Genomic DNA, 12564 nt, shown 5'->3' on the forward strand with positions numbered 1-12564 from the left:
GCTCCTTATTTGCCTGACCCGGGACCGCCGCCGCGGAAGGATGGGATGCCGTGGCTGTTCCAGCCGTTGCTGCCCGGGGCACTCCAGCGCCTGCCGACGTGGGAGTAGTACCGGTTGTAACCGCCGGACGGCTTGTCGACGGTGATCCTGCTGCCCGGCCCGTACGGCGTCACGCCGACGACGAGCCTCGGGTAGCGCAGGAAGATGCCGCCCCCCGAGCCGAGCGTCGCCAGGTCGTCGACCCGGTCGATCGCCTTGAACTTGCGGTTGATCGCCGCCGCCACGGCCTGCGGGGGCAGGGACGACCGGTAGGTGTCCGTCCCGACCCGCTGGTACTTCTTCGCGATCCATGACGACGGCGAGCCGCAGCCGGTGAGGGTCACGGCCAGCAGCGCGGTGGCGAGCACGCCGACCACGGCCCGGTACGTCCTGTTCATGCCCCGGGTCCTGTTCATGAAGGTCTCACCAGCCGGCTCCGCGTCATCACGATCTCCCGGGTCTGGGGGTAGGCGTGCCAGGTCCGCCAGCCGATCCCGGACTGCCGCGCGGTGGCGTGCGGCGCCGCCGCATCGAGGGCGATGGCGGTGACGGCGTGCGGGGAGCCGGGGAACGCACCGGTCAGCGCGTCGCCGCGGTCCGCGAGCCGCGCGCACACCGCCTCGATGGCCCGTCCGAACGCCGCGTCGTCGTCGTGCGCGGCGGTCTCCGCGGTGAACGCGTACGTCCAGCCGAGCAGGGCGGTGGCCGCGCTGCCGGGCAACGGCGAGGCTGCGCCCGGCAGGCACGCGACCGTCTCGCTGAGCGGCCCGGCCAGCACCTGGTGGGACGCGCCGAGCAGCCGCAGTTCGACGGTCACGCCGGCGCGCTCGACCGGCAGGACGGCGAGCGCGTCCAGCGGCGGCAGGCCGAGCGCGAACGAGAGGCCGTCGGCGCGCGCGTCCTGGTAGGGGGTGTCGAGGACGGCCAGCATTCAGCCGCCGCTCGGGTAGATCGTCATCGTGCCGGCGGGGACCCGCTCGCCGAGCCCGGCCTCCCACTGGCCGCCGCCGTACTGCTCGAACGACAGGTAGCGGCCGCCCGGGCCCTCGTAGTCGACGTACTCGACGCGGCCCCGGGCCCCGACGCCGGTCGTCCCCTCGCTGGTGTAGTCGGCGGTGCCGTGCTCGTCGCGGCGGTACTCCACGCCCTCGACGGTGACCGTCCTCGCGCCCGGACGCAGGTCGCCGATCTCGTATTCGGTCCAGAAGACGACCTCGAGGTCGGGGTCCTCCTCGACCGACAGCCACACCTTCCGCCCTTCGGCCGTGTCGGCGTCCAGGAGGTGCTCGTTCCAGGTGAAGCCGCCCTCGCGCAGCCGCAGCGAGCCCCGTACGAAGTAGCGGGTGCCGAGGTACTCGACCAGGTCGCCCGCCTTGAGCGTGCGGGGGTCGCCGGCGACGCTGTCCTCGGCGGCGAACGGGTCGCGGGGCACCGCGGGCGGCGGTGCCGGGCGCCGCCGGCCGAGCACCACGATGAGCAGGATCACGAGCGCCACAACCAGGACGATCAGTGCCAGCACGAGCACCAACACGATCCCACTCACGGACATACCTCCATCGGTTCGCCCAAGCCGGGAAGGGCGGAGAACAGCGGATCTTACCGACTGTGGCCGCCCAGGCCCATACCGCGATCAGACGTGATGGGAGAGCATCCGGTTTCATGCGGTGACATCAGAAGTTGATCAGGATTTACGCCGCGAGCCGTACGGTCGCATCCGGCCCATCGTCATCGGCCTTCTCCGGTGGGCGTTGCGACTGTGCGGGGGTTTGGTGTGACCGGACGCGATGCGGAGGCCGCGCGGGTCTTCCAGGCCGCGGCCCGCCTGTTCAAGGCCCCGGCCGACACGTCGGGTACTCGCGCCGTACAGGCCGCGGGGAAGATCCGCGTCTTCCGGTTCTGCGACCGGAACAACCCCGATGACCTGATACCGAACCTCTGGCGGAACGGCACGGAGGCCGACATCCGGCGTGTCACCGGCCTGGCGCGCTTCCCGGAGGGCATGCGGCAGCTCGCCGAACTGCACGTCCAGGGCGTCGACGGCAGGCTGCGGCTCAGCCCCTTCGTCTCCGTGACGAGCGACCCTCAGGTCGCCGGCCGCACCCGGGACGGTCTGCTGAGAGAGATCATCCATACCAGTCCCGAGCGGGCCGAGTTCGACGTGCCCTGCGACCTTCTGTACACGCCGCAGGGCCTGCTGGCGACCGACGCGGCCGAGATGCTGTACCTCGGCAACGATCTCGCCGACCATCTCGTGCGCTGGGAGCCGAACCCGTATCGGCGCCGGTAGGGACGATCCCCGGCAGCGGGACTCCCCGAGGTCCCGCGTGCCGACGACGGACCGGATCAGCGGGTGCGCGACCCCGGGGCCGGTGAGGCGCTCAGCGCGGCGATGGAGCTGAGCGGGATGTGCAGCCACGACGGCCGGTTCCGCGCCTCGTACATGACCTCGTAGACGGCCTTGTCGAACTCGAAGGCGCGGATGATCTCCTCGTGCGCCGCCGGGTCGACGCCGCCCGCCTCGGCGTAGCCGCGGCAGAACGCCGTGCGGTTGCGCTCGGCCCACTCGTGCGCGCGGTACTCCAGCTGGTCCGGGTTGCCCGAGACCGCCTTGGCGTTCACCAGCAGGTGCCGGGCCGCGTAGTCGTAGGAGCGGAGCATGCCCGCGACGTCGCGCAGCGGGTGCGCCGGCCGCCGGCGTTCCTCCAGCGGCTTGGCCGGCTCACCTTCGAAGTCGAGCAGCATCCAGCCCATCTCGGTCCGCATGACCTGGCCGAGGTGGAAGTCGCCGTGGACCCGCTGGACCATGAGGGGTTCGTCGACCGTGGCGAAGGCGTCGAACGCCTCGCTGAGCCGCCCGGCGTACGGGACGAGCTGGGGGACCGCGGCGCAGGCCTCGTTGAGCCGGGCGTGCATCTGCCGGGCCAGCTCCCGCACCTCCGCGGAGGCCATGACGCCGGTGCCGAAGGCGGTGGCCAGGTCGCGGTGGACCTCGGCGGTGGCGGCGCCGAGGCGTTCGGACTCGGCCGCGAAGTCGCCGCCGACCTCGTCGGCGTGCAGGTCGGCCTCGGCGTACAGGTCGCGCACGCTCGTGCCGGCGAGCTGCCAGCCGTCGGTTCCGGTCCGCAGGAACTCCGACAGCATCGCGAGCGTGGAGACGGTGCCGTCCAGCTCGCAGGAGATCCATCCGTGGAGCGCGGGCACGTGCTTGCTGCCCGCGCCCATCAGGCCGCGGCTGAGCTCCAGGTCGGGGTTGATGCCGGCGGTCAGCCGCCGGAACAGCTTGCAGATGTAGAGGTCGCCGTAGATGAGCGAGGTGTTGCTCTGCTCGGCGGGGCTGGCGAGGCTGTCGAGGTCGGTCTCCAGGCCGGAGATCGACCGGAAGGCCAGCGGCCCCGCGTCGGAGCAGTCGGCCATCTTCTCCAGGAGCACGCGGGTCAGCTCGGGGTCGTGCACGGCGTCATAGACGTGCACGCCGTCGATGCGCCCGATCTCGGCGTACTCCAGCCGTCCGGGTAGCTCGCGGCGGAGGCCGACCGGTACCTGGTAACGGTCGACCTGCTCACCCTGGCGTACGGCGATCACTACATGGCGTAGCGACGGATCGCCGGAGACCAGCTCCGTTTCGAACACGACCGAGACGTCGTCGATCCCTCGGTCCTTGCCCGCGAACCACCGCTGGCGCGGAAGCCAGTCCGCGATCAGATCGTCGAGTCGTTCGGTCAGCCGCACTGGCTACGTCACCTCGCCCGTTCCTCCTGCCTGGGCCACATGGCTATTCGCCACCACCTCCGTGGTTCGCCGGCAGGAGGAACCAGTAGAAACCGTGTCCTGGAAGTGTCAGGAGATATGGCAATTCCCCGATTGGGGGGAATTGAACACCACCCATGCACTCGACCGGGTTGACGCCCTCGAAGCGCCGCAGGTCGAGCTCCACGGGTTGGGGGAACCGTGACAGGTTGTTCACACAAAGTACGCGATCCGCGCCGAACTCCCTAACGAAGGCCAGGACGCTCGGGTTGGACGCGGACAGCTCCGTGTAGTCGCCGACCCCGAACACGGGGTGGCGCTTGCGGATCTCGATCATCTTGCGCGTCCAGTGCAGCAGCGAACCCGGGTTGTTCTGCTGCGACTCGACATTGATCGCCTGGTACCCGTAGATCGGGTCCATGATCGTCGGGAGGTAGAGGCGGCCCGGGTCGCACTTGGAGAAGCCCGCGTTGCGGTCCGGGGTCCACTGCATCGGGGTACGGACCGCGTCGCGGTCGCCGAGCCAGATGTTGTCGCCCATCCCGATCTCGTCGCCGTAGTACAGCACCGGCGATCCGGGCAGCGACAGCAGCAGCGCGGTGAACAGCTCCAGCTGGTTGCGGTCGTTGTCGAGGAGCGGGGCCAGCCGCCGGCGGATGCCGATGTTGGCCTTCATCCTCGGGTCCTTGGCGTACTCGGAGTACATGTAGTCGCGCTCTTCGTCCGTCACCATCTCGAGCGTCAGCTCGTCGTGGTTGCGGAGGAAGATGCCCCACTGGGCGTTCTCGGGGATCTTCGGCGTCTGGGCCATGATCTCCGAGATCGGGTAGCGCTGCTCCCGGCGTACCGCCATGAAGATCCGCGGCATGACCGGGAAGTGGAACGCCATGTGGCATTCGTCACCGCCGGTCGCGGGGTCGCCGAGGTACTCCACGACGTCCGCCGGCCACTGGTTGGCCTCGGCCAGCATCACCCGGTCGGGGTAGAGCCGGTCGATCTCGGCGCGAACCTTCTTCAGGTAGTCGTGCGTCTCCTTGAGGTTCTCGCAGTTGGTGCCCTCGCGCTCGAACAGGTAGGGCACCGCGTCGAGACGGAAGCCGTCGATGCCGAGGTCCAGCCAGAAGCGCAGGACCTCCAGCATCGCCTCCTGCACGTCCGGGTTGTCGAAGTTGAGGTCCGGCTGGTGGCTGAAGAACCGGTGCCAGTAGTACTGCTCGCGCACCGGGTCCCAGGTCCAGTTGGAGGTCTCGGTGTCGACGAAGATGATCCGCGCGTCGGCGTACCCGGTGTTGTCGTCGGACCAGACGTAGAAGTCGCCGAACGGCCCGTCCGGGTCCTCCTGGGACGCCTTGAACCACGGGTGCTGGTCGCTGGTGTGGTTCATCACGAGATCGGCGATGACGCGGATGCCGCGCTTGTGGGCCTCGTCCACCAGCTCCACGAAGTCACCGAGGTCGCCGAACTCCGGCAGGATCTTCATGAAGTCGCTGATGTCGTACCCGCCGTCGCGCAGCGGCGACTCGTAGATGGGCAGCAGCCAGATGCAGTCGATGCCGAGCCAGACCAGATAGTCGAGCTTCTCGGTGAGGCCCTTGATGTCGCCGGTGCCATCGCCGGTCGAATCGTAGAAGCCGCGGATCAGCACCTCGTAGAAGACCGCGTTCTTGTACCAGTGCGGCTCGTTCGGCGTCTCGCGCGTGAACGTGTCCGGAACCGGCTCTACGGTGCCGCCTCCGAGCAGGGGATCGATCTGGGTCAACTCTCGCCTCTCGAAACCGTGAAGATGTGTGCGGACTGGGTGTGCGGGTCGAGGCGCACGTAGTTCGATTGCCGCCAGGTATAAGACCCGCCAGACAATTCGTCTCTGACGACGAACTCCTCCGGCCAGTCCAGACCGAGCGCGGGCATGTCGAGGTGGACGGTCGCCTCGCGAACCTGATGTGGATTGAGGTTGACGACGACCAGCACGACGTCCCCGAGGTCCGCGGCGTTCCCGTCGGTCGGAGGCACGCGTTTGGAGAAACAGATCAGCTCAGGCTGGTCGACGTTATGGAATCGTAGATTACGCAGCCTGCGCAGTGCGGGGTGTGCTCTTCGCAAAGAGTTGAGGGTCGAGATGAGTGGCGCGAGGCTTCGGCCCTCGCGCTCGGCCGCCTCCCAGTCGCGCGGCCGGAATTGGTATTTCTCCGAATCGCGGTACTCCTCGCTGCCCGGTCGCACCGGGGTGTTCTCGAACAGCTCGTAACCGGAGTAGACGCCCCACGTCGGGGACAGCATCGAGGCCAGCACGGCCCGCACCGCGAACGCGGGCGGCCCGCCGTGCTGGAGGTACTCGTGGAGGATGTCCGGCGTGTTGACGAAGAAGTTCGGCCGCATGTACGCGGCCGCGGGGCCGGACAGCTCGTGGAGGTACTCCTCCAGCTCCTGGCTGCTGTTGCGCCAGGTGAAGTACGTGTAGGACTGGTGGAAACCGATCTTGGCGAGCGTGTGCATCATCGCCGGCCGGGTGAACGCCTCGGCCAGGAACAGCACGTCGGGGTCGGTCTCGGCGATGCTCGCGAGGAGCCGTTCCCAGAACGCCACCGGCTTGGTGTGCGGATTGTCCACCCGGAAGATCCGCACGCCGTGGTCCATCCACAGCCGTACGACCCGCTCGACCTCGGCGTAGATGCCCTCGGGGTCGTTGTCGAAGTTGAGCGGATAGATGTCCTGGTACTTCTTCGGCGGGTTCTCGGCGTAGGCGATCGACCCGTCGGCGCGCGTGGTGAACCACTCGGGGTGCTCCTTGACCCACGGGTGGTCCGGCGAGCACTGCAGCGCCAGGTCCAGCGCCACCTCCATGCCGAGGTTCTTGGCATAGTCGACGAACGCGTCGAAGTCGGCGAACCCGCCCAGCTGCGGGTGGATCGCGTCGTGCCCGCCGTCCTCGGACCCGATCGCCCACGGCGATCCGGGGTCGTGCGGCTCGGCGTGCAGCGTGTTGTTCGGGCCCTTGCGGAACTGCGAGCCGATCGGGTGGATCGGCGGCAGGTAGACCACGTCGAAGCCCATCTCGGCGATCGCCGGGAGCCGCTTCATCGCGCTTCGGAACGTTCCCGACTGCGGCGCGCGGCGGCCCATCGGGTCGTACGAGGCGCCCTCTGAGCGGGGGAACATCTCGTACCAGGAGCCGTACAGGGCGCGCTCGCGCTGGACGAGCAGCGGCTGCCACTCGGTCACCGTCACGTGCTCGCGCAGCGGGTGCCGCTCCACCAGCGCGTGGATCTCCGCCGTGTCGGCCGCCTCGAAGCGCATGAGCGGCGGGATGGCGGTCTCGCGCAGCGCGCGGACCACGCTCGTGACCGCCGCACGCTCGGCCCGCGGCACCTCACGGGCGAGCCGCTCGAACAGCCGGGCGCCCTCCTCGAGCATCAGCTCGGTGTCCTGCCCGCGCGGGATCTTGATGCCCGCGTCGTGCCACCAGTGCGCGATCGGGTCGCCCCACGCCTCGACCCGGAAGTGCCACGTCCCGGTCGAGGAGGGCGTGACCTCCGCGGCGTACCGGTCGGTGCCCGGAGTGACCTCGTGCATGAGGGCCGGCGGTCCGGCGTGGCCCTCGGGATCGCGCAGCACGACGCCCGCGCCCAGCATCTCGTGCCCCTCGCGGAACACCGTGGCGCTCACCGTGAAGGTCTCGTGGGGGACGGCCCTGGCCGGCCAGCGACCACAGTCGACCACGGGCTGCACGTCGAGAATGGGAATTCGTCCGATCATCGCAGGCGAGCGTACCGACGTGGAGGCGGGATCAACCTCGTCTTCCGAAATAAATGATCTTTCTTGACCACGGGTGGCGCCGTGCGGTACGGGGGTGCTCGGCGAGGGCTCGCGCATATGGACTCCGTTGCCAATCTCCCGCGACTGAAACAGGAGAATTGTCGGTTTTCATGATCGGGGAGGATCTCGGCACGTCGGCGTACCGGGAGGGGATCCCAGGGGGAGGTCTGCGCGGCCAGATCCGGTGGTTGTGCCTTGTCTCGATGGTAAGGCGATGGCGTGACCGGCCCGTACGGCGCGAGCGTGCCGGGCGGGGTGTGCCGCGCACGCGAACGGCTCGCCGAGGATCGGCCCGGCGGCCCTTCGGTCAATGGTGACATCACCCGGCGGACTTCGCACTTCGCCGCGTCCGGCGTACGGAGGCGGCAAACATAGATCCAAGGATGTGGGCCGCTGTGCGGGTTTGGGTCGCGAGCACTGCCCGTTACCGATTAGTGTCGCGCCACGTGAAGGCCATCCGGAGATTCACCGTACGCACGGTCCTGCCCGAGCCGCTCCAGCCGCTCGAGGAGCTTGTCCTCAACCTGCGCTGGTCGTGGCATCCAGAGACGCTCGAGCTCTTTCAGTCGGTCGATCCGGAGCTCTGGGAGGCGACTCGCCATGATCCGATGCGGTTGCTGGGGGAGGTCTCGGCCGAACGCCTGGACGCTCTCACCGGCGACCGGCGTTTCCTGCGCGCGCTCGGCGACGCCGTCGAGGAACTGCGCGAGTACGTCACCGCCCCGCGCTGGTACCAGGGGCTGTCCGACGTTCCGGCGGCCATCGCCTACTTCTCCCCGGAGTACGGCATCGCGGCGGCCCTGCCGCAGTACTCCGGCGGTCTCGGCATCCTCGCCGGCGACCACCTGAAGACCGCGAGCGACCTCGGCGTGCCGATCATCGGTGTCGGCCTGCTGTACCGCCACGGGTACTTCTCCCAGTCGCTGTCGGCCGAGGGTTGGCAGCAGGAGCACTACCCGCCGATCGACCCCGACGGCCTGCCGCTGACGCTGCTGCGCGAGCAGGACGGCACGCCCGTGCGGGTCGCCGTCGGCCTGCCGGACGGCGACCGGCTGAACGCCCAGGTCTGGATCGCGAGCGTCGGCCGCGTGCCGCTGCTCCTCCTCGACTCCAACGTCGAGGAGAACTCCCCCGCGTCGCGCGACGTCACCGACCGGTTGTACGGCGGTGGAACGGACCATCGGCTTTTGCAGGAGATGCTCCTCGGCATCGGCGGCGTCCGCGCGATCCGCCAGTTCTGCCGCGTCACCGGACACGCCGCCCCCGAGGTCTTCCACACCAACGAGGGCCACGCCGGGTTCCTCGGCCTCGAGCGCATCCGCGAGTACATCGACGAGCAGGGCCTCACCCTCGACGAGGCACTGGAGGCCGCGCGCGGCGGCACGGTGTTCACCACCCACACGCCCGTCCCGGCCGGCATCGACCGGTTCCCCCGTGAGCTGATCAAGAAGTACTTCGGCACCGACAACGAGGCGTCCTCCATCCCCAGCGAGCGCATCCTCGCCCTCGGCGCGGAGACGTACGAGGAGGGCGACCCCGACGTCTTCAACATGGCCGTCATGGGCATGCGCCTCGCGCAGCGCGTGAACGGCGTGTCGGTGCTGCACGGCGCCGTCAGCCGGGAGATGTTCGGCGGGCTGTGGCCGGGCTTCGACACCGAAGAGGTGCCGATCGGCTCCATCACCAACGGCGTGCACGCCGAGACCTGGGTCGCGCCCGAGATGGTGGACCTCGCCCGGCGGCAGCTGACCGGTGTCGTCGAGGACGGCGAGGGCTGGGACGCGGTCGCCCGGGTCCCCGAGGCGGAGATCTGGCGCATCCGCCGGACGCTCCGCGAGCGCCTCGTGCTCGACGCCCGGCGGCGGCTGCGCGAGTCGTGGCTGCAGCGCGGCGCGAGCGACGCCGAGCTCACCTGGATCGACGACGTCCTCGACCCCGACGTGCTGACCTTCGGGTTCGCCCGCCGCGTGCCGTCGTACAAGCGGCTGACCCTGATGCTGCGCGACCCGGAGCGGCTCAAGTCGATCCTGCTCGACCCCGAGCGTCCGGTGCAGATCATCATCGCGGGCAAGGCCCACCCGGCCGACGAGGGCGGCAAGCGGCTCATCCAGGACATCGTCCGGTTCACCGACGACCCGGCCGTACGCCACCGCATCGTGTTCCTGCCCGACTACGACATGGCGCTCGGCCAGTCCCTGGTCCAGGGCTGCGACGTGTGGATGAACAACCCGCTGCGGCCGCTGGAGGCGTGCGGCACGTCGGGTATGAAGGCGGCGCTGAACGGCGGGCTCAACCTGTCGATCCGCGACGGCTGGTGGGACGAGTGGTTCGACGGCAACAACGGCTGGGCCATCCCCTCGGCCGACCGCGCCGCCGACCCGGACCGCCGCGACGACGTCGAGGCGAACGCCCTGTACGAGCTGATCGAGGACCACGTCGCGGCGCTGTTCTACGACCGGACCACCGACGGCCAGCCGCGTCGCTGGCTGGAGATGGTCAAGCACACGCTGACCACGCTCGGCCCGAAGGTCCTCGCCGGGCGCATGCTCCGCGACTACGTCCGGGACCTGTACGCCCCGGCCGCCGTCTCGGGCCGGCTGCTGGCCGCCGACGAGCACGTGGCGGCAAAGTCCGTGGCCGCCTGGAAGCTGCGGGTGGCCAAGCTCTGGCCGGGCGTCACGGTCGAGCACGTGGAGTCCAGCGGCGCGGCGCAGAGCCCGCAGCTGGGCGGCACGCTCACCGTGCGCGCGACGGTGGAGCTCGGCGGCCTGGAGCCGTCGGACGTCGCCGTGGAGGTCGTGTACGGCCGTGTCGGCGAGACCGACACGCTCGTCGACCCGTCGTACGTCGAGCTGACGCAGGTGGAGAACATCGAGGGCGGCCGGCTGCGCTACGCCGGTGACGTCACCCTCGACCGCGCCGGAGCGTTCGGCTACAGCGTGCGAGTGGTGCCCAAGCACGAGCTGTTCGCCTCCCGCGCCGAGATGGGCCTGGTGGCCCTGCCGCCGGCCCCGACCGGGATGACCAACGGCGACCTGCGCTGAAAGAACGCCCGGAACCCTCGGCTGAGGGTTCCGGGCGTTTCTCTGTTCCTCGTCAGCGGCCGCGGAAGGCGCCGCCGTTGACGTGGATCACCTGGGCGGTGATGTTGCCGGCCTCCGGCGAGGCCAGGAAGGCGACCGTGTCGGCGACGTCCTCGGGGTGGCCGGGACGGCCGTTGGCCGTCTGGCCGATCAGCCAGGCCCGGCGTTCGGTCCCCGGACCGCCCGCGCCGAAGAACTCGGTGTCCTCGATGTAGCCCGGGGCGATGGCGTTCACCGTGACGCCCCGGCCGCCGAGCTCGAAGGCCAGGTCGCCGGTCCAGGTGTGCAGCGCGGCCTTGGCCGCCCCGTACGCCCCGCCGCCGCCGCTGCCGCGCGCTCCCGCGATCGAGCCGATCGAGATCACGCGGCCGCCGGCGGCCAGCCGCGGCGTCAGCGCGCTCGTCGTCAGGACCGCGCTGATCAGGTTGCTCTCGAGTTGAGCGGCCCACAGGTCGCGCAGCCCGGCCAGGTCGCCCTCGGCGGGCGCGGGCCGGTGCCGGGCGATGTTGCCGCCCGCGTTGTTGACCAGGACGTCCACCTGGCCGGGCAGGTCGGGCAGGGCGGCCTCGATCGCCGCGACGTCGGAGGCGTCGAAGGCGACCGCGCGGACGCCCAGTTCCTCGGCGGTCTGCTCGAGCACCTGCTTGCGCCGCCCGGTGATCACGACGTCCAGTCCGTCGGCGGCGAGCCGCCGCGCGACCGCGCGGCCGATGCCCGTACCGCCCCCGGTGACGATTGCCGTGCGTGGCATGACACTCCTTGTTTAGGTCTAAACAGCGTGCTCTACGCTAGGTCGGTATGACGCCACCACGCAACCCGGACGGAGCGGAGCGGATCCAGCTCGCCTGGACGCGCGAGCGCCCCGGCACGCCGGTCGAGTCGATCGGCGTGATCACCCGGATCTGGCATGCCGGCAAGCTGCTGGCCGACGACCGGCGCCGTACCCTTGCGCGGCTCGGCATCGACGCCGCCACTCTGGACCTGCTGTCCACGCTGCGCCGACACGGCGCGCCGTACCGGATGACGCCGGCGGAGCTCAAGGAGGCCTGCCTGGTCAGCGCGGGGGCGATCAGCCAGCGCGTCGCCCGCGCCGAGACCTCCGGCCTCGTACGGGCCCACCGCAGCAGCGGAGGGCGGACGAGCGCGGTCGAACTGACCGCGGAGGGTCACGCGCTGATCGAGGGGAGCGTCGACGAGCTGCTCCGCCACGAGCAGGCCCTGGTCGAGCACCTGACGCCCGCCCAGCGCGAGCAGCTCGCCGAACTGCTCCGGGCTCTTCTCGACGGCCTGGTCGCACGGCTCGCCGATCCGAGGACGGCGGAGCGCCCGCCGTCCTCGGGGTCCGGCTGACGAGGCTTCATCGCGGAGAGGCTCGACCGGCCCTACTCGTCGGCGTGGGCGTGGTCGGCGCGGTCGATCTCGGCCATGTGCTCCTCGGCCCAGGCCCGGACGGTGGCGAGCGCGACCTCCAGCGACAGGCCCAGGTCGGTGAGCCGGTAGTGGACCCTCGGCGGCACGGTCGGCTCCACCCGCCGGGCCACCAGGCCGTCGCGGGTCAGGCTCTGCAACGTCGCGGACAGCATCTTCTGCGAGACGCCGGGCATCCGCCGCCGGAGTTCGGCGAAGCGCACCTCGTCCGGGGAGGCCTCCGCGAGGACCTTGACGGCCATGGACGTCCACTTCGTGCCGATGCGGTCCAGCAGGCGGCGGGTCGGGCACGCGGGGTCGAAGAGGTCGCCCCGCGCCCCCTTCGCCGTGCGGGCCGGAGAGGTACGGGCGGGTGAGGAGGTCACCTGCGGCTCACCACCTGTCGCGAAAGTGCGGTCTTGGCCACGCGGTAGAGGTTACCTAACCTTTCCTGGTCACCATCGGTTACCACTGC

11 protein-coding genes are annotated in these 12564 nt (G+C 70.1%); 3 read left to right on the forward strand and 8 right to left on the reverse strand.

All coding sequences use genetic code 11. The features are described 5' to 3' along the window. Positions 1 to 5 precede the first annotated feature (5 nt). Genes ACQEV1_RS14965 through ACQEV1_RS14975 form a run of 3 tightly spaced genes read right to left on the reverse strand, consistent with a single transcriptional unit; the run spans position 6 to position 1573 of the window. Complete coding sequence (locus ACQEV1_RS14965) at positions 6 to 437, reverse strand: DUF4247 domain-containing protein (RefSeq protein ID WP_433394412.1); 432 nt, start codon at positions 435 to 437, stop codon at positions 6 to 8. 14 nt (positions 438 to 451) lie between these two features. Then, a complete protein-coding gene (locus ACQEV1_RS14970; RefSeq protein WP_433394414.1) occupies positions 452 to 970 on the reverse strand; it encodes a DUF2617 family protein in 519 nt (172 codons plus the stop codon). Beyond that, positions 971 to 1573, reverse strand: a complete 603-nt coding sequence (locus ACQEV1_RS14975; protein WP_433405905.1) for a DUF4178 domain-containing protein — start codon at positions 1571 to 1573, stop codon at positions 971 to 973. A 237-nt stretch (positions 1574 to 1810) separates the two neighbouring features. On the opposite strand from ACQEV1_RS14975, the gene ACQEV1_RS14980 reads away from it, so the two are divergent. Then, the gene (locus ACQEV1_RS14980; protein ID WP_433394416.1) at positions 1811 to 2326 is read left to right on the forward strand and encodes a hypothetical protein; all 516 of its coding nucleotides are present in this window, start codon (positions 1811 to 1813) and stop codon (positions 2324 to 2326) included. 56 nt (positions 2327 to 2382) lie between these two features. On the opposite strand, the gene ACQEV1_RS14985 is transcribed toward ACQEV1_RS14980, so the two are convergent. Genes ACQEV1_RS14985 through ACQEV1_RS14995 form a run of 3 tightly spaced genes read right to left on the reverse strand, consistent with a single transcriptional unit; the run spans position 2383 to position 7539 of the window. Beyond that, entirely contained in the window at positions 2383 to 3768 is a 1386-nt protein-coding gene (locus ACQEV1_RS14985) for a maltokinase N-terminal cap-like domain-containing protein (RefSeq protein ID WP_285617995.1), read from the reverse strand. Positions 3769 to 3811: 43 nt separating this feature from the next. Beyond that, the gene (gene treS, locus ACQEV1_RS14990; protein WP_285571337.1) at positions 3812 to 5527 is read right to left on the reverse strand and encodes a maltose alpha-D-glucosyltransferase; all 1716 of its coding nucleotides are present in this window, start codon (positions 5525 to 5527) and stop codon (positions 3812 to 3814) included. Positions 5528 to 5541: 14 nt separating this feature from the next. Beyond that, positions 5542 to 7539 (reverse strand): alpha-1,4-glucan--maltose-1-phosphate maltosyltransferase, encoded by a 1998-nt coding sequence (locus ACQEV1_RS14995; RefSeq protein ID WP_285617993.1) that lies wholly within the window; start codon positions 7537 to 7539, stop codon positions 5542 to 5544. Between the two features lie 506 nt (positions 7540 to 8045). On the opposite strand from ACQEV1_RS14995, the gene glgP reads away from it, so the two are divergent. Then, positions 8046 to 10643 carry an alpha-glucan family phosphorylase gene (glgP, locus tag ACQEV1_RS15000; protein ID WP_285617992.1) on the forward strand — a complete coding sequence of 866 codons (2598 nt, stop codon included), beginning with the start codon at positions 8046 to 8048 and terminating at the stop codon, positions 10641 to 10643. Between the two features lie 52 nt (positions 10644 to 10695). Here the strand turns inward: glgP and ACQEV1_RS15005 are convergent, their stop codons facing one another. After that, the gene (locus ACQEV1_RS15005; RefSeq protein WP_433394419.1) at positions 10696 to 11433 is read right to left on the reverse strand and encodes an SDR family NAD(P)-dependent oxidoreductase; all 738 of its coding nucleotides are present in this window, start codon (positions 11431 to 11433) and stop codon (positions 10696 to 10698) included. A 47-nt stretch (positions 11434 to 11480) separates the two neighbouring features. Between ACQEV1_RS15005 and ACQEV1_RS15010 the strand changes: the two genes are divergently transcribed. Then, a complete protein-coding gene (locus ACQEV1_RS15010; protein WP_433394421.1) occupies positions 11481 to 12032 on the forward strand; it encodes a MarR family winged helix-turn-helix transcriptional regulator in 552 nt (183 codons plus the stop codon). A 32-nt stretch (positions 12033 to 12064) separates the two neighbouring features. On the opposite strand, the gene ACQEV1_RS15015 is transcribed toward ACQEV1_RS15010, so the two are convergent. Beyond that, on the reverse strand, positions 12065 to 12475 hold the full coding sequence (locus tag ACQEV1_RS15015; protein ID WP_433394423.1) for a winged helix-turn-helix transcriptional regulator: 411 nt from the start codon (positions 12473 to 12475) through the stop codon (positions 12065 to 12067). Positions 12476 to 12564: the final 89 nt, after the last annotated feature.

The sequence above is a fragment of the Actinoallomurus sp. CA-142502 genome (assembly GCF_050936355.1).
Taxonomy (GTDB): domain Bacteria; phylum Actinomycetota; class Actinomycetes; order Streptosporangiales; family Streptosporangiaceae; genus Actinoallomurus; species Actinoallomurus iriomotensis.

What these genes read in the sequence shown, in the direction of transcription:
- ACQEV1_RS14965 (WP_433394412.1), bottom strand. Translation starts at nt 437, where the DNA reads ATGAACAGGACGTACCGGGCCGTGGTCGGCGTGCTCGCCACCGCGCTG.
- ACQEV1_RS14970 (WP_433394414.1), bottom strand. Translation starts at nt 970, where the DNA reads ATGCTGGCCGTCCTCGACACCCCCTACCAGGACGCGCGCGCCGACGGC.
- ACQEV1_RS14995 (WP_285617993.1), bottom strand. Translation starts at nt 7,539, where the DNA reads ATGATCGGACGAATTCCCATTCTCGACGTGCAGCCCGTGGTCGACTGT.
- ACQEV1_RS15005 (WP_433394419.1), bottom strand. Translation starts at nt 11,433, where the DNA reads ATGCCACGCACGGCAATCGTCACCGGGGGCGGTACGGGCATCGGCCGC.
- ACQEV1_RS15010 (WP_433394421.1), top strand. Translation starts at nt 11,481, where the DNA reads ATGACGCCACCACGCAACCCGGACGGAGCGGAGCGGATCCAGCTCGCC.